This window comes from Mycobacterium sp., assembly GCF_008709575.1.
Lineage (GTDB): Bacteria > Actinomycetota > Actinomycetes > Mycobacteriales > Mycobacteriaceae > Mycobacterium.
The window spans coordinates 37,889-61,919 of record NZ_VYIK01000008.1 but is presented as its reverse complement, the minus strand read 5'-3'; the positions used below and the strand labels follow the sequence as shown (position 1 = coordinate 61,919).

The window sequence follows — 24,031 nt, the reverse complement described above, 5'->3', positions numbered from 1 at the left end:
GCGGTGTCGCCGTCGAACGGACCGCAATCACCCCGCTGAGCTCACCCGGCCCCGAGCAGTTCCACGACCAGATGCCGGATGCCGGTGTGCCGGTTGCTGCGGGTCCACTCGACGGGTTCGGTGACGTGCACGCCGCTGAAGCGCGGCAGCAATTCCTCGAAGAGCACCCGCAGTTCCAGCCGGGCCAGATTAGCGCCCAGGCAGTAGTGCACGCCCTGACCGAACCCCAGGTGCGGATTGGGTTTACGGGTGATGTCGAATTCGTCGGCGCGGTCGAACACCGCTGCGTCGCGATTGGCCGAACCCTCCCAGATCTGTACCTTCTGTCCCGTCCTGATCGACTGGCCGCCGAGCGTGACGTCGCGGGTAGCGGTGCGCCGTTTCGACGGCGAGGGCGACGTCCACCGGACTATCTCCTCGATCGCCGACGGCAGCAGGTCGAGGTTATCGCGCAGCGCATGCCATTGCCGCGGATGGTCGGCCAGCGCCAGCAGTCCACCCGCGACCGCGTTGCGCGTCGTCTCCGCGCCGGCGCTGAACAACAGACTGAAGAACAAGTACAGCTCGAGATCGGAGAGGACCGGGCCGGCGCCGTGCCCGTCAGCGTCGTCGACCGTCGCGTTCGCGACTACCGACAACATGTCATCGGTCGGCTCGGCCCGCTTCGCCGCGATCAGCTCCTGGCCGTAGGCATACATGCGTGACCCAGCCTCCTCGGCCGTCAGCTGCGACAACGACGCCGTGCGCGAACCGCCGAAGTCGAACTGCGGTTCGATGGCTTCGAATAGCCAATGTCGCTCGGATTCTGGGACTCCCAGCAAGACGCAGATCATCTGCATTGGGAGTTCGGCGGCGACGTCGACCAGAAAGTCGAAAGGTTCGCCCGGCACTATCGCATCCAGCAACCGGCCGGCACGGGCGCGCAGATCGTCCTCGACACGGCTGATCATCCGCGGGGTGAGCCCGGAACTGACGAGCCGTCTGATCTGCGCATGGCGCGGATCGTCCATCATGTTCAGAACCTGGCCCGCGATTGCCAAATCCTGCAGCAGCGTCCCACCGAACGGCCGGTCGCCGCCGGTGACCGAGGAGAATGTCACCGGGTCCCTCAGCACGGCGAGGGTTTCCGCATAGGTGGCCACCGACCAGAAGCCTTCGCCGTCGGGGGTGTGCTCGGTCGGCTGGTGCCAGAACACCGGTGCCGCCTGGCGATGGATGGCGAACAGGTGATGCGGAAACCCCTCGGCGAAGTTGTCCAAATCGGTGAAATCGATGCCCGAAAGCGCAGCCGGAGCAGTCATGGCGCTACAGGATGGTCGCCGGTGTGTACTTGGCCGCATCCGGGTAGCGCGCCACGAGCGCGTCCACCGCGGCGGCCACCGCATCGACCTGATCACCGGCGGCGCCGATGAACGCCGCCTTGTCGGCCAGCGCGGCATCCAGCGCGGCGCGGTCCAACGGCAGCCGCGGATCAGCGGCCAGCCGGTCCAGCAGGTCGGGCTCGGCGCCGTCACGCATCGCGAGCGCTGCGGCAACCGCATGCTCGCGGATCACCTCGTGCGCAGCTTCTCGGCCCATGCCCGCGCGCACGGCCGCGATCAACACCTTGGTGGTGGCCAAAAACGGCAGATAGCGGTCGAATTCCCGGCCGATCACCGCGGGGTACACCCCGAATTCGTCGAGCACGGTCAACAACGTCTCGATCTGCCCGTCCGCAGCAAAAAAACTGTCCGGCAACGCCACTCGGCGCACTACCGAGCAGAACACATCCCCCTCGTTCCACTGCGCGCCGGCCAGCTCGGCCACCATGGAGGCGTAGCCGCGCAGTATGACCTGCAGCCCGTTGACCCGTTCGCAACTGCGGGCGTTCATCTTGTGCGGCATGGCCGACGAGCCCACCTGCCCGGGCGCGAAGCCCTCGGTGACCAGCTCATGCCCGGCCATGAGCCGGATGGTGTGCGCCAACGACGATAGCCCCGCGCCGAGCTGTACCAGCGCCGAGACCACTTCGTGGTCCAGCGACCGCGGATAGACCTGCCCTACGCTGGTCAAAACCGTTGAAAATCCGAGAAACTCGGCCACGCGCTGCTCGAGCTCGGCCAGCTTCGCCGGGTCGCCGCCGAGCAGGTCGAGCATGTCCTGTGCGGTGCCCATCGGCCCCTTGATGCCGCGCAACGGGTAGCGGTCGGTCAGCTCCCGAAGCCGGGTGAGAGCCAGCAGGGTCTCCTGCGCGGCGGAGGCGAACCGCTTGCCCAGCGTCGTGGCCTGCGCAGCGACGTTGTGGCTGCGTCCGACCATCACCAGGTCGCGGTAGGCCACCGCGCGCTCGGCCAGCCGGGCCGCCACCGCCACACCGTGGGTGAACACCAGTTCCAGCGACCGGCGGATCTGTAGTTGTTCGACGTTCTCGGTCAGGTCGCGGCTGGTCATCCCCTTGTGCACGTGCTCGTGACCGGCCAACGCGTTGAATTCTTCGATGCGGGCCTTGACGTCGTGGCGCAGCACCCGCTCGCGGGCCGCGATCGACGCCAGGTCGACCTCGTCGAGCACCCGTTCGTAGTCGGACAGCACCTGCCGGGGCACGTCGACTCCTTCGGCACCCAGCTCCAGCTGCGCCCGCAGCACCGCCAGCCACAGCCGACGCTCGGCGATCACCTTGGCCTCCGGCGACCAGATCGCCACCATTTCGGCACTGGCGTAGCGATCGGCCAGCACGTTGGGAATGCTCACACCGTGACAGCTTACGGTCGTGTGACCCAGGGATGAGCACATGTACTTCATCGGACTCGACCTTGCCTGGGGTGAGATCAACCAGAGCGGCGTCGCGGTGGTCGACGCCGCCGGGCGGCTGTGCGACGTCGGTGTCGCCCACGACGACGCCGGCATCGCCGCCGCGGTGCGACCCTATGGGAGCGACAGCTGCCTGGCGGCCATCGATGCCCCGCTGGTCGTGACGAACCCGACCGGGTTTCGGCCGTGCGAGACCGCACTCAACCGGGACTTCCGGCGGTTCGAGGCCGGGGCACGTCCGGCGTACGCCGCCAAGCCGGAATTCCGCTCGCCGCGCGGCGCGCGGATAGCCACGGCGCTGGGTCTCGACATCGATCCCGGATCGAGGGCGCCGCGACGGGCGATCGAGGTCTACCCGCATGCCGCGACGATCGCATTGTTCGGATTGCCGAAGACTCTGAAATACAAGCGGGGCGCGTTCGCCGATCGTCGGCGTGAGCTGCTGACGTTGCTGGGGCTGATCGAGGGCCTCGACCGGGCCGCACCGCGGCTGCGGGTCTTCGACTGCGTGGCATGGGCGGAACTGCGGCGGCGGGTCGACGCCGCGACCCGGCCCGCACAGCTGGACAAAGCCGAAGATCCCGTCGACGCCGTGCTGTGCGCCTATGTCGCGCTGTTTTGGCATCACCGACCCGACGATGTCACCGTCTACGGCGACGTCGGGACCGGCTATATCGTCACCCCGGCCCTTCGAGCCGACCCAGCGGCGCCAGCGCGTCGATGATGTCGACGAGTGCGGCGCGCGCGGCCCGGCACGGGTCCTGCTTGTCGTCGACCAGCGCCGAGACTACTGCGCCGTCAACCGCGCACACCAGCGCCGGCACGAGCTCGAGCCGCACCGAGCGTCCCGACCGCTCGATGGCCTCGGCGACGGCGTCGGATCGCTGGCGAAGATCGCGACGCTGGATTTCGCGCAGCGCCGGCAGTCGCACGCAGGCGATGTAGCGCTCGTAACGTGAAATCAGCTGCTCGACCAGATGCGGACCGGGTTTGTCACCGACCAGCAGCTCGACGAGCACGTCGGCGGTCGTTTCAGCGCTGCGGCGCCGTCGGGGCAGCGCCGCCACCCGTGCCCGCAGCTGCGCGCCCTCCAGCATCCCGACGTGGGCCACCGCGCTGGTGATGAGGTCGTCGAGGCTGGAGAAGTAGTAGGTGGTCGACGCCAGCGGCAGGCCTGCCCGACGTGCCACCGCCCGGTGGCGCACCGCCTCGAACCCGTCTTCGCGCAGCAGGTCAGCTGCAGCGCTGATCAACGCATACCGTCGGCGTTCGCCCTTAGGGGTGGCAGCTGCCGTCACGCCTAGTCATGCTGCCAGGCGGGTAGTTTCCGCATCACGGTTTCGCAGAAACGCCGCCGTGGGAGCACCGCGCCGAGCGCACGATGCAGGCGCCCTGGAAGTACCTGCGGCCCGCACCCCGAGCAAAGACACGCAGCGCCGCTCTATGATGACCCGCATGCCGGACCTGAGCCGCCGCGCCGTGCTGCGGTTGGGCGCCCACGCGACCGCCGGTGCAGTTGGCGCCTACACGTTGGGCCCGCTCCTCGGGGCCCGGCCGTCGCAGGCCGCCCCGGTGACCGCGACCGGCACCGACTTTCCACTGGCTCCACCGGTGCCCGTGGAGCCGGTCCCTGCCCCGGCCGCCGCACCGACGATGACTGTCGGCTCGTTCGTGTCGGCAGCACGAGGTGGAGTGACGACCAATTGGGCAATCGCGCGTCCACCAGGACAGACCCGGGCGTTGCGGCCGGTGATTGCGTTGCACGGCAAGGGCAGTGATGCGGGCCGCGTGATGGCCGGCGGCGTGGAACAAGGCCTGGCTCAGGCCGTTGACGCCGGCTTGCCCCCGTTCGCGGTGGTCGCCGTCGACGGCGGCGGAAGTTATTGGCATAAAAGAGCTTCCGGTGAAGATTCCGGTGCCATGGTCCTGCAGGAACTGATACCGATGCTGGGCAGTCAGCACCTGGACACTTCCCGGGTGGCCTTTCTGGGGTGGTCGATGGGCGGTTACGGCGCGTTGCTGCTGGGCGGGCGGCTGGGCCCGGAGCGGACCGCGGCGATCTGCGCGGTGAGCCCGGCGCTCTGGCTTTCACCCGCCGCGACCGCGCCCGGTGCTTTCGACGGCGCCGACGACTGGGCGGCCAATTCGGTGTTCGGCATGCCTGCGCTGGCATCGATCCCTATTCGGGTGGACTGCGGTGAGGGCGACCCGTTCTACGCCGCGACTCGACGGTTCGTGGCTCAGCTGCCCAACCCGCCGTCGGGGGGGTTCTCGCCCGGCGGGCATGATTCGTCGTTTTGGAGCGCCCAACTGCCTGCCGAATTGACCTGGATGGCGCCGATCCTGACCGCCTAGCCGATTCGTCCGGCAACTCGGCGCACCCGAAGACTCGCTGTTGAGCCCGCGCAGCACGGCGTGCAACGATCCGATCGTGCCCCCGCCTTTCGCTTGGGATCTGCCCTACGCCTGGCCGCGCAAGCCCCTGCTGGCACGAAACGTGGTGTGCACGTCGCAGCCGCTTGCCGCCCAGGCGGGGCTTCGGATGCTCGCCGAGGGCGGCAGCGCAGCCGACGCCGCCGTGGCCACCGCCATCACCCTCACCGTGGTGGAACCGGTGTCCAACGGCATCGGGTCGGATGCTTTCGCCATTGTCTGGGATGGCCGACGATTGCACGGCCTCAATGCCTCCGGACGCTCACCGGCCGAATGGACCCCCCAGTACTTCGGCGGCGGCGCTGTTCCCGCTCTCGGCTGGAACTCCGTGACCGTACCCGGAGCAGTGTCGGCGTGGACCGAATTACACGCAAAGTTCGGTAAATTACCGTTCGAAAAACTTTTTGCGCCAGCCATTTCTTACGGCCGCAACGGCTTTCTTCTTTCACCGACCGTCGCGGCACAGTGGGCAGCACAGCTGCCGCTGTTCGCGTCGCAGCCCGGGTTCGCCGAGACATTCATGCCCGGCGGGCGGGCGCCCAAAGCCGGGGAGTTGGTCACCCTGCCCGACCACGCGACCACGCTGGAAAAAATCGCGGCTACCAACGGTGAAACGTTCTACCGCGGCGAACTGGCCGCAGAGCTCGCGGCGCACGCGGCCGCCCACGGCGCCGTGCTGCGTGCCGATGATCTCGCGGCTCATCGCTCCGACTGGGTCGGCACCATCGACGGCGGTTACCGCGGCTACACCGTGCACGAGATTCCACCCAACGGGCAGGGCATCGTGGCACTCATCGCGCTGGGCATCTTGGAGCACTTCGACATGGCATCACTGCCCGCGGATTCCGCCGACAGTGTTCATCTGCAGATCGAGGCGATCAAGCTGGCCTTCGCCGATGCCCAAGCCTACGTCGGCGACGTCGACCACATGCCGGTGAGCCCGGCGAACCTGCTGGACCGCGGATACCTCGAGTGGCGGGCTGGCCTGGTCGAGCGGAATCGCGCCAAGCCCGCGTCGGCCGGTAACCCCCGCGGCGGCACCGTGTATCTCACCGCCGCCGACGCCTCGGGGCTGATGGTGTCGATGATCCAATCGAACTACTGGGGGTTCGGTTCGGGTGTCGTGGTACCCGGCACCGGAATCGCACTGCACAACCGGGGTACGCAATTCGTTGCGAAGCCAGGGCATCCGAACCAAGTAGGACCGCGTAAGCGTCCTTATCACACGATCATCCCGGGCTTTATGACCAAAGACGGCGCACCGGTGATGAGCTTCGGTGTGATGGGCGGCACGATGCAGCCGCAGGGCCACGTGCAAGTAGTGGTGCGCATCGTCGACCACGGGCAGAACCCACAGACCGCCTGCGACGGTCCCCGCTTTCGGTGGATGCAGGGCACCCAGGTCGCCTGCGAGGGCGGTTTCCCGCAGTCCACGCTCGATGAACTGCACCGGCGCGGCCACGAGCTGGTTGTGGTCGACGACGACAACCAATTCGGCAGTTGCCAGGCGATCTGGCGGCTCGACGACGGGTACCTAGCGGCCAGTGACCCGCGCCGCGACGGCCAGGCCGCGGGCTTCTGATCGGCCCCTCAGACGTGGATTGCGCCCTCGGCGGCTGCCAGCGCGATATCGGTGCGGAAATGACCGCCCGGCAGCCGGATTGACTTCAGCTTCGCATAGGCCGCCGTTCGGGCTGCCGTCAGGTCGGGACCGGTCCCCACAACCGAGAGGACGCGGCCACCCGACGACACGATCGCACCGTCATCGCGCCGGGCTGTCCCGGCATGCAACACCCCTTCGGCTTCAGCTCCGACCACGACGTCTCCGGTCCGCGGCCGGCCCGGATAGTTTTCCGCCGCGAGCACTACCGTCACCGCTGCGCCGGCTCGCCAGCGCGGTTGGTCGAAACCGGCCAGCTCACCGGTGGCTGCTGCATAGAGCAGCTGGCCCAGCGGCGAATCCAGCAGTGCCAGCACTGACTGCGTCTCGGGATCACCGAATCGGCAGTTGAATTCGATCACCGCCGGGCCCTTCGCCGTGATCGCCAGCCCGGCGTAGAGCAACCCGCAGAACGGGGTGCCGCGCCGGACTAGTTCGGCCGCAACAGGTTGGACGATCTCACCGACTATCGTGCGGCACATGTCGTCAGGCAGCCAGGGTAACGGCGCATAAGCACCCATTCCGCCGCTGTTGGGGCCGGTGTCACCGTCGCCGACACGTTTGAAGTCCTGCGCCGCCAGCAGCGGTACCACGGTCTGGCCGTCAACGACGCAAAACAGCGAAACCTCGGGGCCGTCGAGATAGGACTCCAACAGCACCGGGTGCCCGGCCTCGAGCAGTTCGGCGGCATGGGCGCGGGCGACCGCGCGATCTGGGGTCACCACCACGCCTTTGCCGGCGGCGAGCAGATCGTCTTTGACCACCCAGGCGGGTTCGCCGACGGCCGGTCCGAAGCGGTCCAGCCCGGCATCCAAGCGCGCCGGGCTGTCGACGATCTCGCTCGACGCGGTGCGGACTCCGACGGCCGCCATCACCTCTTTGGCGAACGCCTTGGAGCCTTCGATGCGGGCCGCCGCCTTACTGGGCCCGAAGCAGGCGATGCCGGCGCCGCGCACCGCGTCGGCCACCCCGAGCACCAGGGGAACCTCGGGACCGATGACCACCAGGTCAGCACCGACCCGCTGGGCCAATGCCACGACCTCATCGCTGGAGGTGATATCGACCTGATGCTGCTCAGCCAGCAGGGCGGTGCCGGCGTTGCCCGGGGCGATGGCCAACGCCTCGACCTGGGGATCGTTGCGAAGGGCCAGCAGCAACGCATGTTCGCGGGCACCGGAACCGATCACCAGGACATGCACGACTCGTGACCTTAGTCCAGCGGCCGGCCATCGGCGTGACGGCACAGTTGATCGGGGCGGGGCGTGGCCGTGCCCGCCGCGCGGGATTTCTGTGCAGCGCTACGACAGGTCCGAACCGGTGTGCTTGCGGACCGCGTCGTTGACGTTGGCTTTCTTGTCGTCGGCGGTGCCGGCAGCGGCAGCCTTCCGGCGTTTGGCGATCACCCGTTCGATGACACCGTTGAGGCCCGAGCCGAGCGGGAAGCCGACGTAGTGGGTCAAAAAGATCGCCATCTCGCGCAGCTCGTCCTCGGTGAGCTCGGCATTGTGCAGCGCCGCGTTCACTTGCACCTCCGACAGATCCTGCAGACCCAGTGCGGTCACCACCGACAGCGTCATGATCCGCTTGTCGCGCATCGACAGTCCCGAACGGGTCCAGATCCGTCCGAAGAGATGGTCGACGGTCAGCGCGAAGTAGTCGCCGGGCATGTCGGGCATCTCCCAGGCGTAGACCTCGTTCATCTTCGCCAGGCCCTTGCGGCGCAATTCGTCCACGGTTCTCCAATCAGTCGGCGGTGTGCGGCACGCCAAGTCCGATCGCCAACTGCTGCAGGGCGATGTGTGCCAATGGCAACTGCACACCAGCCGCCTTACCCAGCGCCAGCGCCAGACGCAGATCCTTTTCACCCAGGTCGCGAGTGTGGGTGAACGGCTGGTACAGGAAGTGCTCGGGTTGCAGCGGCGCAGCCTGGTCGCGGACCATGATCGCCCCCGGCCCTCCGGTGAGCGCGTCGGTGTGCCGCACCACCCGGCCCAGCGCCTGCAGGTCCAGCCCGGCCGCCTCGGCCAGTTTCATCGCCTCGCCTGCCGCGGCATACGAGGTGAAGGTCAACATGTTGCGCGCCAGCTTCATTCGCGTTCCGGCACCGGGCTCACCCGCGTGGATCACCATCGACGCCCACTGCCTGAAAACCGCCTTGAGCCGCTCGTAGACCTCGCGCTCGGCTCCGACCATGGTAGCCAGTTCGCCCCTCTCGGCGGCTCCGGCGCCGCCGCTGACCGGCGCGTCGGCAATGTGAATGCCCCGTGGTTTCAGCTCGCCCGCCAGTTCGACGGCCGTGGTGTCGCTGATGGTGGAATGGATCGCGATAACGGTGTCCGGCTTTGCGGAAGTCGCCAGCTCGCCGACGACCGCACGCACCTGAGCGTCGTCGAGGACGGTGACGCTGATGACGTCGGCGGCCGCCACCTCGGCCACGCTGCCGGCCGCGGCGGCGCCGGCTTCGACCAGCGGTGTCATCGCCTCGGCCCGAATGTCGTAGACGGTGAGCCCGCCCGGCCAGCCGGCCAGCCGCTTGGCCATCGGCGCGCCCATGTTGCCCAGCCCGATGTAGCCCAAGCGCGGGCTCTGGTCCGGTGCGGTCATGATCGTCCTTTCCGGCCCATTCGCAACTACACCGCTGTCGCGACGACCTTGATCTCGAGGTATTCCTCGAAACCGGCCAGACCCATCTCCCGGCCGTTACCGGATTGCTTGTAGCCACCGAAGGAGGTGGCGTCGACGGCGGCGCCGAGCACCTCCTCGGTCGCCGGATTGACCGTCGGGAATACACCCGCGCTCCCGGGCGACAGTTTGCCATCGATCAGCACCGCGCTGACGCGGTCGGCCAACAGTTGCGTCTTCTGGGCCAATCTTCCCCCCTCACTGTGGTGGACACTTGTCCGGAAGAATCCAGAAGAACCATAGCCCTCGGTTTGCGGAGGTGGCAAGGCTAGATCGGGCGACAGTGAGGACATCGGCTTCTTACAGGGCCTTTGCCCTAGAGACTTGTTTCGGCGCGTCCTATCCGATAAAGTGGACACGTGTCCAGCGATGCCGTGGCGGCAATCACATCAGTCGCCGAGCACCGCACCGGGGAGTCGCCGCGTAATCGTCGACAGGAAGAGACGTTTCGCAGAGTGCTCGCCGCCGGTGTGGAGGTGCTGCGGGAGAAGTCCTACGCTGACCTGACCGTGCGTGCAGTGGCTGCGCGGGCCAAAGTCGCCCCGGCAACGGCCTATACCTACTTTTCGTCGAAAAACCACCTCATCGCCGAGGTTTACCTGGACCTGGTGCGCCAGGTGCCCTACTTCACCGACGTCAACGATCCGATGCCGGCTCGCGTGGACAAGGCGTTGCGGCACCTGGTGCTGGTGGTCGCCGACGAACCCGAGGTCGCCGGGGCCTGCACGACGGCGCTACTCGGAGGCGGCAGCGATCCCGCCGTCCGCACCGTGCGGGATCGCATCGGCGCAGAAATCCATCGCCGCATCGCCTCGGCGATCGGCCCCGACGCCGACCCGCGTGTCGTGACCGCCCTGGAGATGGCCTTCTTCGGCGCCCTGGTCCAGGCGGGCAGCGGCGTATTCAGCTACCACCAGATCGCCGACCGGTTGGCCTATGTGGTCGGGCTGATCATCGGACCGGAAGACCGATGACGATTCCGGCCGACAAACCGCACCTCGATCCCTACGACTACGCCTTCCACGAGGATCCCTACCCGTATTACAAGCGATTGCGCGACGAAGCACCGCTGTACCACAACGAGGAGCTCGGCTTTTGGGCGCTGTCGCGGCACAGTGACGTATGGGCGGGATTTCGCAACAGCACCGCGTTGTCCAACCGCGACGGTGTCTCGCTGGATCCGGTGTCCCGCGGGCCGCACGCCTGCAAGACGATGTCGTTTTTGGCCATGGACGATCCGGCCCATCTGCGTCTGCGTACGCTGGTGTCGAAGGGTTTCACGCCGCGCCGGATCCGTGAACTTGAGCCCCGGGTCAGCGATCTTGCCGCAGGACACCTGCAGACCATGCTCGAGAAAGCGGCTTCGGGTCTGGTGACCATCGACTATGTCAGCGAATTCGCCGCCAAGCTGCCCATGGACGTCATCTCCGAACTGCTGGGTGTACCGGTAGCCGACCGTGACCGCATCCGCGTCATGGCCGACGCGGTGATCCATCGCGAGGACGGTGTCACCGACGTGCCGCCGTCGGCACTCGAGGCGTCGTGCAACCTCATCCGCTACTACCAGGACATGGTCGCGCAGCGACGCAAAAAGCCGGCCGACGATTTGACCTCGGCGCTGCTGGCGGCCGAGATCGACGGCGACCGGCTCACCGACGAGGAAATCCTCGGTTTCATGTTCCTGATGGTGATAGCCGGCAACGAGACCACCACCAAACTGCTTGCCAATGCAGTGTTTTGGGGCTACAAAAATCCCGATCAACTGACCCCGGTCTACGCCGACCCGTCTCGGATTCCGCTGTGGGTCGAGGAGACCCTGCGCTACGACACGTCCAGCCAGATCCTGGCCCGCACCGTCGCGCGCGAGCTCAGCTGCCACGGCGTCACGATCCCCCAAGGCGACGTCCTCTTGTTGCTACCCGGTTCCGCCCATCGCGACGAGCGGGCATTCGACAACCCCGACGAGTACCTGATCGGACGCGAAATCGGTTCCAAACTTCTGAGTTTCGGCAGCGGGACGCACTTCTGCCTCGGCGCCCACCTGGCCCGGATGGAGGCCCGGGTGGCGTTGACCGAACTGTTCGAACGGATCCGCGACTACCAGGTCGACGAAGTCAACGCCGTGCGGGTCCATTCCAGCAATGTGCGCGGGTTCGCCCGCCTGCCCATCACCGTGGAGATCAAGTAAATGCCACGCTTTCAACCACATCCGACCCGCCGTCCCGCCCTCGTCGCCGGCGCGTCATCCGGGATCGGTGCCGCCACCGCGATCGAGCTGGCCGGCCGCGGTTTCCCGGTCGCGCTGGGTGCCCGCCGAGTCGACCAGTGCGAAGAGATAGTCGAGCAGATCCGGGCCCAAGACGGGGAGGCCGTCGCGCTGTACCTCGACGTCACCGAACCGGATTCGGTGAAAGGGTTCGTACACCGGGCGACCGAGCTGCTCGGCGACATCGAACTCCTGGTCAGCAGTGCCGGCGACACCGTGGTGGGCCGGCTGGAGGCGACCAGCACCGAAGTTTTCGAGTCGCAGCTGCAGACCCACCTGATCGGCGCGAATCGGCTGGCCACCGCCGTATTGCCGGGCATGCTCGACCGTCAACGCGGCGACCTGATCTTCGTCGGCTCCGACGTGGCGCTGCGCGCGCGTCCGCACATGGGTGCCTACGGAGCAGCCAAGGCGGCGTTAGCGGCCATGGTCAGCACTTTGCAGATGGAACTCGAGGGAACCGGTGTGCGCGCATCGATCGTGCACCCGGGTCCGACGAAGACCGCCATGGGTTGGAATCTGGCGCCCGAATCGATCGGACCCATGCTGGCCGACTGGGCCAAGTGGGGTCAGGCCCGCCACGACTACTTCCTGCGGGCCGCCGACCTGGCCCGGGCGGTCGCATTCGTCGCCGAGACGCCGCGCGGCGGGTGTATCACGTCATTGGAGATCCAACCCGAGGCGCCCCTGGCCGACGCCTCGCCCCGCCGTCGGCAACTGAAGTATCCGGAGCAGCGGTGAGCAGGCGCGTGCTCAACGAGGTGCCGCGCGTCTCCGGAGGCGACGAGAAACACGGCCACCTCGAAGAGTTCCGCACCGACCCGATCGGACTGATGCAGCGGGTGCGCGACGAATGCGGGGATGTCGGCAAATTTGCCCTGGCCGGCAAGCAGGTGGTGTTGTTGTCCGGCGCGAAAGCCAACGAGTTCTTCTTCCGTTCCGCCGACGAAGCCCTTGACCAGGCTCAGGCCTATCCGTTCATGACGCCGATCTTCGGCAAAGGCGTGGTGTTCGACGCCAGCCCCGAGCGCCGCAAGGAGATGCTGCACAATTCCGCGCTGCGCGGCGAGCATATGCAAGGCCACGCCGCCACGATCGAGCGCGAGGTGCGCCGAATGATCGAGAACTGGTGCGACGAAGGCGAAATCGATCTGCTGGACTTCTTCGCCGAGCTCACCATCTACACCTCGACCGCGTGTCTGATCGGGCGAAAATTCCGCGACCAACTCGACTCCCGGTTCGCCCGCTTCTACCACGACCTGGAGCGCGGCACTGACCCCTTGTGCTACGTCGACCCGTATCTGCCCATCGAGAGTTTCCGCCGCCGCGACGAGGCCCGCGTCGGGTTGGTGGCGCTGGTGGAACACATCATGAACCAGCGGATCGCCAATCCCCCGGCCGACAAGAGCGACCGGGACATGCTCGACGTCCTGGTGTCGGTCAAAGACGCCGATGGCCAGCCCCGCTTTTCCGCCGAGGAGATCACCGGCATGTTCATCTCGCTGATGTTCGCCGGGCACCACACCAGTTCGGGCACGTCGGCGTGGACGCTGATCGAGTTGCTGCGCCACCCACAGATCTATGCCGCGGTGATCAAAGAACTCGACGAGCTCTATGCCGACGGGCAAGCGGTCAGCTTCCACGCCCTGCGCCAGATCCCCCGGCTGGAAGGCGTCCTCAAAGAAACCCTGCGACTGCATCCACCGCTGATCATTCTGATGCGGGTGGCACAAGGCGAGTTCGAGGTCGAGGGCTACGGCATCCACAAGGGCGACTACGTCGCGGCGTCGCCGGCCATCTCCAACCGCATCCCCGAGGACTTCCCCGATCCCGATGCGTTCGTCCCGGAGCGTTATCAGGAGCCGCGCCAAGAGGACGTCGTCAACCGCTGGACGTGGATTCCGTTCGGGGCGGGCCGGCACCGCTGCGTAGGGGCGGCGTTTGCCACCATGCAGATCAAGGCGATCTTCTCGGTGTTGCTGCGCGAATACGACTTCGAGATGGCCCAGCCCCCGGACAGCTACCGAAACGACCACTCCAAGATGGTGGTGCAGCTGGCCCGGCCCGCCGCGGTGCGCTACCGCCGCCGCAAGAGCGGAGCGTGACGATGGGCTATCGAGTGGCGGCCGACTTGGATCTGTGCCAGGGGCACGCGATGTGCGAGCTGGAGGCCCCCGGCTATTTCCGGGTGCCCAAGCGCGGCAAGGTCGAACTTCTCGATACCGAACCGCCCGACGCCGCCCGCAGCCACATCGAGCAGGCCGTGCGGGCCTGCCCCACACAAGCTCTGTCCATCAACGAGAAAGAAGACTGACGATGGTGTCTTTCCCCCGCGAAGCGCTCGAAGAATGGGTGCAGTCCTGGCTGCAGGCCAACAAGGATTGCGAAAACGCCGGCGATTGGAAGCCGCTCGCGGCCTTCTACGCTCCCCATGCCACCTACGGCTGGAACATCGGGCCCAAAGAAGACGTGATGTGCGTCGGGATCGACGAGATCCGCGACATCGCGCTCGGCTTGGAGATGACGGGCCTGGAAAACTGGCAATACCCTTACCAGAAGGTACTCATCGACGACCGGCAAGGGGAGATCGTCGGTTTCTGGAAGCAGGTCGTCGTCGACAGCGACGGCGCACGGCGAGAGATCTACGGCATCGGCGGCAGCTGGTTCCGCCTGAACGCCGACAAGCTCATCGAGTGGCAGCGCGACTTCTTCGACTTCGGCCACGTCCAAAAGGTCTACACAGACTTGATGACGGCCGGCAAGCTGTCGGCCGGCATGCAGCAGCGCATCGAACGCGGCCTGGCCGGGGAGAAACTGCCCGGCTACTACCCGCTCGGCAAGACCCCGGTGCCGCTGTGGTGAACGGATCGACACCCTGCGGCGGAGACTGAGAGCTACGTCACTACTCTGTCGCAGTAGTCCCCATTCCGCACGAGGTGAAAGCAGGTTCGCGGTGAAAACGAAGGGCGCGCTGATCTGGGAGTTCAACCAACCATGGTCGATCGAGGAAATCGAGATCGGAGACCCGCGCAGGCACGAGGTCGCGATCCAGATGGAAGCGGCCGGCATGTGCCACTCCGACCATCACCTGGTGACCGGCGGCATCCCGATGGCCGGATTCCCGGTCCTGGGTGGCCACGAGGGCGCGGGCATCGTCACCGCGGTGGGTGAGGGTGTGGACGATTTCGCCGTGGGTGACCACGTGGTGCTCTCGTTCATCCCGTCCTGCGGCAAGTGCCCGTCCTGCCAGGCGGGCATGCGGAATCTCTGTGATCTCGGCGCCGGGCTGCTGGGCGGCGCGGCCGTGAGCGACGGCACCTTCCGTATCCGGGCCCGCGGCCACGACGTCTACCCGATGACGCTGCTGGGGACGTTCTCGCCGTATATGGTCGTGCACGAAAGCTCGGTGGTCAAAATCGACCCGTCGATCCCGTTCGAGGTGGCCTGCCTGGTCGGGTGCGGTGTCACCACCGGCTACGGTTCGGCAACCCGGACCGCCGACATCCGACCCGGTGAAGATGTCGCCATCGTCGGCGTCGGCGGCGTCGGCATGGCGGCACTGCAGGGCGCGGTCAATGCGGGCGCCCGCTACATATTCGTGATCGAACCGGTCGAGTGGAAGCGCGACCAGGCCTTGAAATTCGGTGCTACCCATGTCTATCCGGACATCGAGGCCGCACTGGCGGGCATCGGGGAGGTCACCGGCGGATTGATGGCCCGCAAGGTGATCGTCACCGTCGGCGAACTCAAGGGCGCCGACATCGAGAACTACATGACCATGACCGCCAAGGGCGGCACCTGTGTGGCGACCGCGATCGGCAGCATGCTCGAAACCCAGGTCACGTTGAACCTCGCGATGCTGACCCTGATGCAAAAAAACCTGCAGGGCAGCATCTTCGGCGGTGGCAATCCCCACTACGACATCCCGCAGCTGTTGTCGATGTACAAGGCCGGCAAGCTCAACCTCGATGACATGATCACCCGGCAGTACAAGTTGGAGCAGATCAACGAAGGCTACCGCGACATGCTGGACGGCAAGAACATTCGCGGCATCATCCGCTACACCGACGCCGATCGGTAAGCGAGGCCTGGCCGCGATCACCGGATGATGACCGGATGAGGAACGACATGACCAATGAAACCGTGCCCATGTCTCCGGCGCTGGCCGCTTCACAGGCATCGTGGCGGTGCGTGCAGGCCCACGACCGGGCGGGCTGGCTGGCGCTGATGGCCGACGACGTCGTCATCGAGGACCCGATCGGCAAGTCCGTCACCAACCCCGACGGCGCCGGCGTCCGCGGTAAAGAGGGCGTCGCCGCGTTCTACGACAACAACATCGCCGCCAACCGCTTGACGATCACCTGCGAGGAGACGTTCCCGTCCAGCTCTCCAGATGAGATCGCTCATATCCTGGTGCTGCGCAGCAAGTTTGACAACGGGGTGAGCAGCACGGTGCGAGGTGTGTTCACCTACCGGGTCAACGAGGCCGGACTCATCACCAACATGCGCGGTTACTGGAACCTCGACGCGATGGTTTTCGGCACAGAGGAGTGAACTGGCTGCCGGCCTGTGGCGGCGATCCGGCGCAGCCATATGCTCAAACACATGGCCACCGTCTTCACCCAAATCATCAATCGGCAACTGCCCGGCCGGTTCGTCTACGAGGACGACGAGATCGTCGCATTCTTGACCATCGAGCCGATGACGCAGGGGCACACGCTGGTGGTCCCGCGCGCCGAGGTCGACCACTGGCAAGACGTCGACACCGCGCTGTTCGGGCGTGTCATGGCCGTAGCGCAACTGATCGGCCGGGCCGTCTGCCGGGCTTTCGGCACCGAGCGCGCCGGCGTGATCATCGCCGGACTGGAGGTGCCTCACCTGCACGTCCACGTCTTCCCGACCCGCAGCCTCAGCGACTTCGGGTTCGCCAATGTCGACCGCAACCCGACTCCGGAATCCCTCGACGAGGCACAGGCCAAGATCAGGGCGGCGCTGGCCGAATTGACGTGAGACCTCAACCGGCGTGCGCGGCCGCCACCTTGATCCGCGGCAACGCAACGCGAAAGCGGCAGCCCTGCCCGGGCGCAGTCGTCACGGTCACCGTCCCGCCGTGGGCGTAGACCAGCGAGTCCACGATCGACAACCCCAGCCCGGTGCCGCCGCTGGCCCGGGCCCGGGAAGAATCGGTGCGGTAGAACCGCTCGAAGATACGTTGCGCATCCTGCTGGTTCATGCCGGGTCCTTCGTCGGCGACCTCAAGCACGGCGTTGTCGCCCTCGGTGCCGACCCGCACGGTGACGGCGGCGCTTTCGGGGGTGTGCTGCAATGCGTTGGCGACCAGGTTGCCCAGTACCTGACGCAGCCGGGCCTCGTCGCCGACCACTTCCGGGATGCCGGGACCGTCGAAAACCTCCATCGCGATCGTGCGCCGGGGGGCGACCGCCTGGGCGTCGTGCACGGCGTCGCTGGCCAACGACAACAGGTCGACCCGGTGCTGCTCCAGCGGCCGTTGAGCGTCGAGCCGAGCCAGTAGCAGCAAGTCGTCGACCAGCAGGCCCATCCGGCGGGATTCGCTTTCGATGCGCGACATCAGCATTTCCATATCGCGGGCGGCGCCCTGGCGATACAACTCCGCGAAACCGCGGATGGTGGTCAGCGGGGTGCGCAGTTCGTGGCTCGCATCGGTGATGAACCGTCGCATCCGCTCTTCGGACGTGCGGGCCTGCTCCGCCGACGATTCCGACGACGCCAGTGCCCGCTGGATCTGCGCGAGCATCCCGTTGAGCGCCAACGAAAGCCGGCCTACCTCGGTCCGCGGATCACGTTCGGTGATACGTCGGTCCAGCTGGCCGGCGGCGATCGCCGCGGCAGTTTGTTCGACTTCGACCAGCGGGCGCAGGCTACGGTGCACCACCGCATAACCGGCGATACCGATGACCAGCAGCACCGCGGCGCCGATGCCGACCTGCAGCCACACCAGTGAGCGCACAGCATGCTGCAAATCCGAGAGGTCGTAGGCCACGGTGCTGACCCGCCCCAGCGGTCCCTTGACCGAGACCGCGCGCCATTGCACGCCGGACCCGTCGACCGAGCCGACCGTGACGGGCTCGGGACCGACGTCGTTGTTGGCCGGCAGGGCCGGCTCGGCGTGGCGGTCGTTGACCACCGACCAGGTGCGTCCGTCGCGGCCGATGCTGCGCACGTAGAAGTTCGACGGCGGGCGGGCGACGTTCGGCTCCGCGTGCTGGGCCGCGGAGAGCTGTTGCGGGGCTTGCGCCCAGGTTCGGGACGCATCGATGAGGTTCTGGTCGATCCGGGCGATCAGCCGATGGTGCAGGATCGACGTGACCGCGACTCCGGAGGTCCCCAACCCGCCCGCCACCAGCACCAGGGTCGCAGCCACCAGGCTCACCCGCAGCGGCAGTGCTATCCGACGGTGTCTGGTCATCTCGGCAGTCGTCGCCGACGACGAGCTGGTATGACAATCATCGCGGCTCGCGCAGCACATACCCGACCCCGCGCAGCGTGTGCAGCAACCGCTTCTCCCCGGTGTCGATCTTGCGGCGCAGATACGACACGTAGGACTCGACGACGTTGACGTCCCCGCCGAAGTCATAGCGCCATACGTGGTCGAGGATCTTCGGCTTGCTCAGCACCGTTCCGGCGTTGATCACGAAGTAGCGCAGCAGGGTGAACTCGGTCGGCGACAGCGACACCGGCTGGCCGGCTTTCCAGACCTCGTGGGTGTCCTCGTCGAGTTCGATGTCGGCGAACCGCAGCCGGGCGTTGCGCTGCTCGGCGACGCCCTTGCCGGCCCGCCGCAGGATGACCCGGACCCGGGCGACCACCTCCTCGAGGCTGAACGGCTTGGTGACATAGTCGTCGCCGCCCAGGGTCAGCCCGGCGACTTTGTCCTGCAGCGAATCCCGCGCGGTCAAAAACAACGCCGGGGCGTCGATGCCGTCGGCACGCAGCCGACGCAGCACCCCGAAGCCGTCCATGCCGGGCATCATGACGTCGAGGATGACCGCGTCCGGCTTGACCTCGCGGGCCAGATCCAGGGCCGCCGGTCCGTTGGTGGCGGTGTAGACCTCGAAGCCCTGGAATTTGAGGCTCACCGAGAGCAGCTCGACGATGTTGGTCTCGTCGTCGACGACAAGGATGCGCGCCTCGGGTGTGTTTTCGCCGGTGGTAGTCGATGCCATAGCCTTCATTTGCTCGCAGAATGCTGTGTGAGATCTCCGAATAACCGGTGCAGTTGCTGTGAGTTTAATGCCAGCGGGTTCGGCTGATTTGGGCATTGGCGCGGGCCGCCCCGGATAGACTCGGGCGATGAGCCTTGCTAAAAGCCTGGTGAGCATTGCCACCGCCCCGGCGCGGGCGGGGCTGGCCGCGGCCGACGCGGGGCTGGCCGTGGCGACCTCGGCGCTGAAACTGGCGCACCGCACGCTGGGTGAGACGGCTGCCCAGATGGGTTCAGAACCCGGACCGAACCCGGTCGCGCACCTTTTGGGCATCGACGATGCGCTCAGCCGGGCCAACCGGCTGGCCGGCTTGCTCGACGACGATGCCCCCCTGGGACGCGCGCTGGCGCCCGACGGCCCGCTGGACCGGCTGCTGCGTCCGGGCGGCGTCGTCGACATGTTGACGGCGCCGGGCGGCCTGCTCGACCGGCTCACCGCCGAGGGCGGCGGGCTGGAGCGGGCGTTGCGGCCCGGCGGGCTGGTGGACCAGCTGACCGCCGACGACGGGCTCATCGAGCGGGTGCTCGGCGAGGACGGGCTTGCCGAGCGGTTGCTGGCCGAAGGCGGCCTGATCGACAAGCTGACCGCACGCCACGGGCCGCTCGAACAGCTCGCCGACGTCGCCGACACCCTCAGCCGGCTGGCACCCGGGATGGAGGCGCTGGAGCCGGCCATCGCGACCCTGCAGGATGCCGTGGTCTCGCTGACCATGGTCGTCAACCCGCTGAGCACGATCGCCGAGCGCATCCCGCTGCCCGGCCGCCGCCCGCCGCGGACCGTGCGTGCACGCCACGTCGTCGATTACGACGAGTGAAACGTTGGTGCCGCCACGAGCGTCACGTCGGTGAGACCGATTACGCTGACTCTCGCCAAACCGGCCTCCTTAGCTCAGTGGTAGAGCACTCGCCTTGTAAGCGAGCGGTCGTCAGTTCGATCCTGACAGGGGGCTCGACGAGAAACACTGCAGGCTCCGCCGGCGGCTACAACCGGCTCGCGACGAATGCCGCGGCATCGTTAGCCATGCCGTCCTGGACGTAGAGCAGGTGGGCTACCATGTTGCCGTTTTCGGCGCAGATGATGTCCTCGGGTGTGCACAAGTCGATGCTCTTGGCACGGTAGGCCGGGGCGAGGGTGGGCAGCGGGCCGCCCATCAACGAACTCGCGTATGCGCTGGATGGATTCCCGAACAGGGCGACCGCAGCGACATGATCAGCGACCCGGGCCGGCATCGATTCGGTGGCAAAGTCGATCACGGCCGCGCCTTGCGAATAGCCGCCGAGGACCACGTGCGTGTTGGGACAGTGCGCAACCGTGCCTTCCACGTGGGCACTCGCGTCTTCGGCGCCGGCGGTTGCGCTCGCGCGGTAGTCGGGGCTCGCCGGGTAGTTGACCGGGTAAACCTCGATGGTCCGTCCGGGAACTTGCGCCCGCAGTGCATCGATGAAGGCCTCGCCGGTTCCGCCGACACCGGGGGGCTCGCCGGTGCCGCGGGCGAATACCACCTCGGCGAACGGACACGGGTCGGCAACGGCAGGCGCAATCGCGATCGGCGGGCTCGGCAGCGTCGAGGCCGCCGCCGCGACGGCGAGGATGCGCGCAATTTTGGCTGGGTGCATCTCTGCATGCTGACACATCGGCGGCCAGGGCTCGGCAGGCAGTGCTCGGCAGGGCGGGCCGAGCTCAGGGGGCCGCGGCGTATGCAACGAACCGGCATACCTCCGAAACGCCCGCTACGCCGCAGCGCCTGCGTACGCTCGACGCATACCGACTGCGCATTCCTGGCTGCGCATTGGAGGACCCGATGTCTGAGGATCGCACACTCGATAACGCCTTTGGCCACCTCGCTTCCTACCGCAAGTGCGTCGAACGGATGCACGCGGAGTGGCCGGGATTTGCCGGGCGCCGCCGTCAGCGACTCCAGCAACGGCTGTCCGAGGCGGCGGCGGAAAAAAGCGCCGAGAACGTCCTCGAGGATCTGTTCACCACCGTCCTGGACTGGCCCTTGCCGGATGTCTTGCTGCAGCAGCAACGGGCCGACGTCGTGTTGTCCGGGTCGGGGTTCAAGCGACTCGTGCTGGAGGTGAAAAGGCCCGGTCTGCTCACCCGGCACCGGGCGGCGATCCACCGGACTCTGGACCAGGCGCGACGCTATGCAGCCGAGCAGAGCATCGGGGCAGTCGCGGTCAGCGACGCCACCATGCTCTACGCGGCCGACGTGATCGACGGGGTGCTGCGCGACCGCGCGTTGGTGATGCTGGACACCGAGCAGCCTCCAGCGGCTCTGTGGCTGTTGTCGGTGCACGGCATCTATCAGGTGCCTCCGGCGCCGGTGGTGGACCTCGACGCCGGGCCACACCCCGACGACAGCACGATTGCCGGTGTCACCGACACGGGCGCCCTGCTCCATCCGAAGTACAAACTCGCCATGCACTGCTTCGCTTATGTCGGCGCAGCCAACGACACCCGCACGTGGAAGCTGCCCTACCTGTCGGCGGACGGCGCGATCGACGCCCAGCGGCTGCCCAAGGCCATCCAGTGCATTGTCAGCAGCTATCGCGGCGCGAAGGTCGTCATCCCACGCGAAGCTTGCGGCGAGGTGATGGTCTTGCTCGCAACCGCCGCCAAAGAGCTGCGGAAGTTGCCGTGCCAGAACAGCGCGACAGCCACCGCCTACCGCGAGGCGCACAGATTCCTGCAGCAATTGGATCTGCTGCCCCGGGTCGGCTGCTGTGCCCGCTAGACCACCGCGGTAGCTGACCCTCGAGCGCATGAAAATGACGATCCTGGGCGCCGCTCAACCGCTGGTGCGCACGATCAACACGTCGACGTGGGCTTTGCTGGCCACACTGCCAGGGACCGAAAACACCCGGCTGATGATTGCCGATCGCGCGTCGAGCCCCACGTTACCGACCACGAGCAGATCGGCATCAACCTGTTTGGCGAGGTCAACAAGAGCATCCACCGGACCACTTTGGATCGGCCGCTCCTCGACGTCCTTGGCCCCCGCCGCCTTAGCCCGCTCACGGGCAGTGCGCAAGATCTCGTAGACCGGCGCGCTGCCCCGGACCTTGTAGGCCTCCTCACCGAGGACGTCGACTGCACGCGGGTCCTCTTCCCGGGGAAAGTATCCGGTCGCCACGATCAGCTTCGCGTTCGACTCGGCGGCGATCTCACCCGCACGGTCGACCGCACGCAGCGAGGATTCCGAGCCGTCGGTGCCGACCACCACGGTCTTATAGGCCGTCATCGGCTCCCTCCTGCCCCTTCGCAATGGTTGTTCGACGGTAGCTCTGCGAGGCTCCGCGTCCTGAAAATTCGGTGAACTCGGTATGTCATGAGACGGCCCAGCTTAATGTCCTCATTCACAGCACACGCACGGGGTGGCGGATTCATCGTCGTCCTCAGAGCTGGCCCACGCCGATCCGAACCTGTCCCGCGCGCTGCGCACCGGTGTCCCGCGAGCTGCCCAGGTGGAATGCGGCATACTGGAACCAAATCCTGAAGTACATTGCCGCATATCGCCGCCGCAGGGCGGGCGCGCCCCTGTGGTCGAGATCGTGGCAGCCGGCCGAGCCAGCGGTAAGCATCGCCGCGCGAAACCGGCACCCGGTCGGATCCGTCGGCGGCGCGACCCTGGTGTCGCTGTCGGCCGTGTTGGCGACGGGAGTCGGCTGGTGGGGAACCCACAGTGTGCTGGGTCGCGGCGGCCTGGGCGGGATCACCTTTTCCGACGCGCTGACTTCTGACGACCCTCACTCCAGCGGCGGCTGGGTCCCCAACGCATCCACGTCGTCGTCGGTGACGATTACGTGCCGCCGTTTCCCGGCGAAGCCGCGGCGACGGCAGAGTCGTATCACAGCGGGCGCACCACCACCGAGCCCACTCCCGATCCGGGGCCGCCGATCGACGGGACCGGGGTGCCCTGCGTCAATTAGCCCTGGCTGCGAGAGTGCAGCTGCCGACGCATTGCCCAAGTACACGTGTCGCCCGTTGCACTTCGGCGGCTACCCTTGGCCACTTTTACGGGCCACTTTTGCGCAACAAGAACCCCAGGACCACGGTTTCGAAGGCTTCTTTCGCCTCGATCATCGCCCAGTGCCCACAGTTGGGGAAGACGTGCAACTCGGCGTTGGGGATGGTGCGCATCGGAATCAACGCCATGTCCAGCGGGCTGACCCGATCGTCGCGGCCCCACGTGATCAGCGTCGGCGCCCTGACCCGGTGCATCATCGCCCATGGCTGCGGAGCCTTGGACGCCTCCATCGCCCTGGTCATCTGATCGAAGGCTGCCCTGCTGTACATCCGGCGCGCGCCGGCCAGCGTCGCCGGGTCGGTGGCGTGGTTCCAGCGCTCCTCGATCAGTTCGTCGGTGATGACGGCCGGGTCGTACACCATCGAATGCAGCCAGCGGATCAGCCGTTCCCGCGTGGGCTCCTCGGTGAACTCCTGCAGCAGTCGGATTCCCTCGGCCGGACCGGGGCTTACCAAATTGCGTCCGATGCCGCCGACGGTAACCAGTCGACCCACCCGGTCGGGCTGGGCGATCGCGAAGTTGAGCGCCACCGCGCCCCCCATCGAGTTACCGATGATGTCGACGGTGTCAAGCTGCAGCGCGTCGAGGAATCGACCCACCGCGTCGAACGCGGTGATCATCGGATGCCCTTCGACGTCGTCGCTGACCCCGAATCCGGGGAATTCCAGGATCAGGCAGCGAAAGAACTCGCAGAAAGCGCCCAGGACCCCACGGAAGTTACGCCAGCCCGTCACGCCAGGGCCGGAACCGTGCAAAAGCAGCAGCGGCGGCCCGGTATCGCTCAGGCCGGCCTCGTGGTAGCGCAGAACACCCCGTTCCGTGACAATTTCACGGAGAGTGCCCTCGTAGGTCAGATCTGTGTTAGTCACCAGCGCCGCTCCTCCTCATCGCTGCGCTCTGCATCGTCGCCGGCGCAGTTCACG

General features: G+C 66.9%; 26 protein-coding genes and 1 tRNA gene. 15 read left to right on the top strand and 12 right to left on the bottom strand.

Annotation, left to right across the window (positions count from 1 at the left end):
• Positions 1–41: 41 nt before the first annotated feature.
• Both F6Q13_RS03195 and purB read right to left on the bottom strand, forming a co-directional pair.
• Positions 42–1,301: a cytochrome P450 gene (locus F6Q13_RS03195; RefSeq protein WP_293052125.1), complete on the bottom strand. Its 1,260-nt coding sequence runs from the start codon at positions 1,299–1,301 to the stop codon at positions 42–44.
• Between the two features lie 4 nt (positions 1,302–1,305).
• Positions 1,306–2,730 (bottom strand): adenylosuccinate lyase, encoded by a 1,425-nt coding sequence (gene purB, locus F6Q13_RS03190; protein ID WP_293052122.1) that lies wholly within the window; start codon positions 2,728–2,730, stop codon positions 1,306–1,308.
• A gap of 40 nt (positions 2,731–2,770) precedes the next feature.
• Here purB and F6Q13_RS03185 point away from each other — a divergent pair, with 40 nt between their 5' ends.
• The gene (locus tag F6Q13_RS03185) at positions 2,771–3,514 is read left to right on the top strand and encodes a DUF429 domain-containing protein (RefSeq protein WP_293052119.1); all 744 of its coding nucleotides are present in this window, start codon (positions 2,771–2,773) and stop codon (positions 3,512–3,514) included.
• Here F6Q13_RS03185 and F6Q13_RS03180 read toward each other — a convergent pair.
• Entirely contained in the window at positions 3,468–4,088 is a 621-nt protein-coding gene (locus F6Q13_RS03180) for a TetR/AcrR family transcriptional regulator (RefSeq protein ID WP_293052117.1), read from the bottom strand. The two genes, F6Q13_RS03185 and F6Q13_RS03180, sit on opposite strands and share 47 nt — an antisense overlap.
• Positions 4,089–4,233: 145 nt before the next feature.
• Here F6Q13_RS03180 and F6Q13_RS03175 point away from each other — a divergent pair, with 145 nt between their 5' ends.
• Both F6Q13_RS03175 and F6Q13_RS03170 read left to right on the top strand, forming a co-directional pair.
• Entirely contained in the window at positions 4,234–5,145 is a 912-nt protein-coding gene (locus F6Q13_RS03175) for an alpha/beta hydrolase-fold protein (protein ID WP_293052115.1), read from the top strand.
• A gap of 76 nt (positions 5,146–5,221) precedes the next feature.
• Positions 5,222–6,805, top strand: coding sequence for a gamma-glutamyltransferase family protein (locus F6Q13_RS03170; RefSeq protein WP_293052112.1), 1,584 nt, complete (start codon positions 5,222–5,224; stop codon positions 6,803–6,805).
• Between the two features lie 8 nt (positions 6,806–6,813).
• On the opposite strand, the gene purD is transcribed toward F6Q13_RS03170, so the two are convergent.
• The 4 genes from purD to F6Q13_RS03150 all read right to left on the bottom strand — a co-directional run bounded on the left by purD (position 6,814) and on the right by F6Q13_RS03150 (position 9,735).
• Positions 6,814–8,082, bottom strand: a complete 1,269-nt coding sequence (gene purD / locus F6Q13_RS03165; protein WP_293052109.1) for a phosphoribosylamine--glycine ligase — start codon at positions 8,080–8,082, stop codon at positions 6,814–6,816.
• A 99-nt stretch (positions 8,083–8,181) separates the two neighbouring features.
• On the bottom strand, positions 8,182–8,616 hold the full coding sequence (locus F6Q13_RS03160) for a carboxymuconolactone decarboxylase family protein (protein ID WP_293052106.1): 435 nt from the start codon (positions 8,614–8,616) through the stop codon (positions 8,182–8,184).
• 10 nt (positions 8,617–8,626) lie between these two features.
• Entirely contained in the window at positions 8,627–9,487 is an 861-nt protein-coding gene (locus F6Q13_RS03155) for an NAD(P)-dependent oxidoreductase (protein WP_293052103.1), read from the bottom strand.
• 26 nt (positions 9,488–9,513) lie between these two features.
• Entirely contained in the window at positions 9,514–9,735 is a 222-nt protein-coding gene (locus F6Q13_RS03150; protein WP_293052156.1) for an aldehyde dehydrogenase family protein, read from the bottom strand.
• A gap of 189 nt (positions 9,736–9,924) precedes the next feature.
• On the opposite strand from F6Q13_RS03150, the gene F6Q13_RS03145 reads away from it, so the two are divergent.
• The 9 genes from F6Q13_RS03145 to F6Q13_RS03105 all read left to right on the top strand — a co-directional run bounded on the left by F6Q13_RS03145 (position 9,925) and on the right by F6Q13_RS03105 (position 16,841).
• Positions 9,925–10,539: a TetR/AcrR family transcriptional regulator gene (locus F6Q13_RS03145; protein WP_293052100.1), complete on the top strand. Its 615-nt coding sequence runs from the start codon at positions 9,925–9,927 to the stop codon at positions 10,537–10,539.
• A complete protein-coding gene (locus tag F6Q13_RS03140; RefSeq protein WP_293052097.1) occupies positions 10,536–11,753 on the top strand; it encodes a cytochrome P450 in 1,218 nt (405 codons plus the stop codon). The genes F6Q13_RS03145 and F6Q13_RS03140 overlap by 4 nt, the downstream gene beginning before the upstream one ends.
• On the top strand, positions 11,754–12,572 hold the full coding sequence (locus F6Q13_RS03135) for an SDR family oxidoreductase (RefSeq protein ID WP_293052094.1): 819 nt from the start codon (positions 11,754–11,756) through the stop codon (positions 12,570–12,572).
• An 8-nt stretch (positions 12,573–12,580) separates the two neighbouring features.
• A complete protein-coding gene (locus F6Q13_RS03130) occupies positions 12,581–13,936 on the top strand; it encodes a cytochrome P450 (protein WP_293052153.1) in 1,356 nt (451 codons plus the stop codon).
• Between the two features lie 2 nt (positions 13,937–13,938).
• Complete coding sequence (locus F6Q13_RS03125; protein WP_293052150.1) at positions 13,939–14,145, top strand: ferredoxin; 207 nt, start codon at positions 13,939–13,941, stop codon at positions 14,143–14,145.
• Between the two features lie 2 nt (positions 14,146–14,147).
• Positions 14,148–14,693, top strand: a complete 546-nt coding sequence (locus F6Q13_RS03120) for a nuclear transport factor 2 family protein (protein ID WP_293052091.1) — start codon at positions 14,148–14,150, stop codon at positions 14,691–14,693.
• A 91-nt stretch (positions 14,694–14,784) separates the two neighbouring features.
• Positions 14,785–15,912 (top strand): NDMA-dependent alcohol dehydrogenase, encoded by a 1,128-nt coding sequence (locus tag F6Q13_RS03115; protein WP_293052089.1) that lies wholly within the window; start codon positions 14,785–14,787, stop codon positions 15,910–15,912.
• Positions 15,913–15,980: 68 nt separating this feature from the next.
• The gene (locus F6Q13_RS03110; RefSeq protein WP_293052147.1) at positions 15,981–16,385 is read left to right on the top strand and encodes a ketosteroid isomerase family protein; all 405 of its coding nucleotides are present in this window, start codon (positions 15,981–15,983) and stop codon (positions 16,383–16,385) included.
• Positions 16,386–16,436: 51 nt separating this feature from the next.
• Positions 16,437–16,841, top strand: a complete 405-nt coding sequence (locus tag F6Q13_RS03105) for an HIT family protein (RefSeq protein ID WP_293052086.1) — start codon at positions 16,437–16,439, stop codon at positions 16,839–16,841.
• Positions 16,842–16,845: 4 nt separating this feature from the next.
• Here the strand turns inward: F6Q13_RS03105 and F6Q13_RS03100 are convergent, their stop codons facing one another.
• Positions 16,846–18,279, bottom strand: a complete 1,434-nt coding sequence (locus F6Q13_RS03100) for a HAMP domain-containing sensor histidine kinase (protein ID WP_293052083.1) — start codon at positions 18,277–18,279, stop codon at positions 16,846–16,848.
• Between the two features lie 37 nt (positions 18,280–18,316).
• Positions 18,317–19,036, bottom strand: coding sequence for a response regulator transcription factor (locus tag F6Q13_RS03095; protein ID WP_293052080.1), 720 nt, complete (start codon positions 19,034–19,036; stop codon positions 18,317–18,319).
• A gap of 127 nt (positions 19,037–19,163) precedes the next feature.
• On the opposite strand from F6Q13_RS03095, the gene F6Q13_RS03090 reads away from it, so the two are divergent.
• Positions 19,164–19,889: a hypothetical protein gene (locus F6Q13_RS03090; RefSeq protein WP_293052077.1), complete on the top strand. Its 726-nt coding sequence runs from the start codon at positions 19,164–19,166 to the stop codon at positions 19,887–19,889.
• Positions 19,890–19,952: 63 nt separating this feature from the next.
• A tRNA-Thr gene (locus F6Q13_RS03085) sits at positions 19,953–20,024 on the top strand.
• A gap of 31 nt (positions 20,025–20,055) precedes the next feature.
• On the opposite strand, the gene F6Q13_RS03080 is transcribed toward F6Q13_RS03085, so the two are convergent.
• The gene (locus tag F6Q13_RS03080; RefSeq protein WP_293052074.1) at positions 20,056–20,691 is read right to left on the bottom strand and encodes a cutinase family protein; all 636 of its coding nucleotides are present in this window, start codon (positions 20,689–20,691) and stop codon (positions 20,056–20,058) included.
• A gap of 185 nt (positions 20,692–20,876) precedes the next feature.
• Here F6Q13_RS03080 and F6Q13_RS03075 point away from each other — a divergent pair, with 185 nt between their 5' ends.
• Entirely contained in the window at positions 20,877–21,815 is a 939-nt protein-coding gene (locus tag F6Q13_RS03075) for a hypothetical protein (protein WP_293052071.1), read from the top strand.
• Positions 21,816–21,869: 54 nt separating this feature from the next.
• On the opposite strand, the gene F6Q13_RS03070 is transcribed toward F6Q13_RS03075, so the two are convergent.
• Positions 21,870–22,322 (bottom strand): universal stress protein, encoded by a 453-nt coding sequence (locus F6Q13_RS03070; RefSeq protein WP_293052069.1) that lies wholly within the window; start codon positions 22,320–22,322, stop codon positions 21,870–21,872.
• 773 nt (positions 22,323–23,095) lie between these two features.
• Positions 23,096–23,977, bottom strand: a complete 882-nt coding sequence (locus F6Q13_RS03065; protein WP_293052066.1) for an alpha/beta fold hydrolase — start codon at positions 23,975–23,977, stop codon at positions 23,096–23,098.
• Positions 23,978–24,031 lie beyond the last annotated feature (54 nt).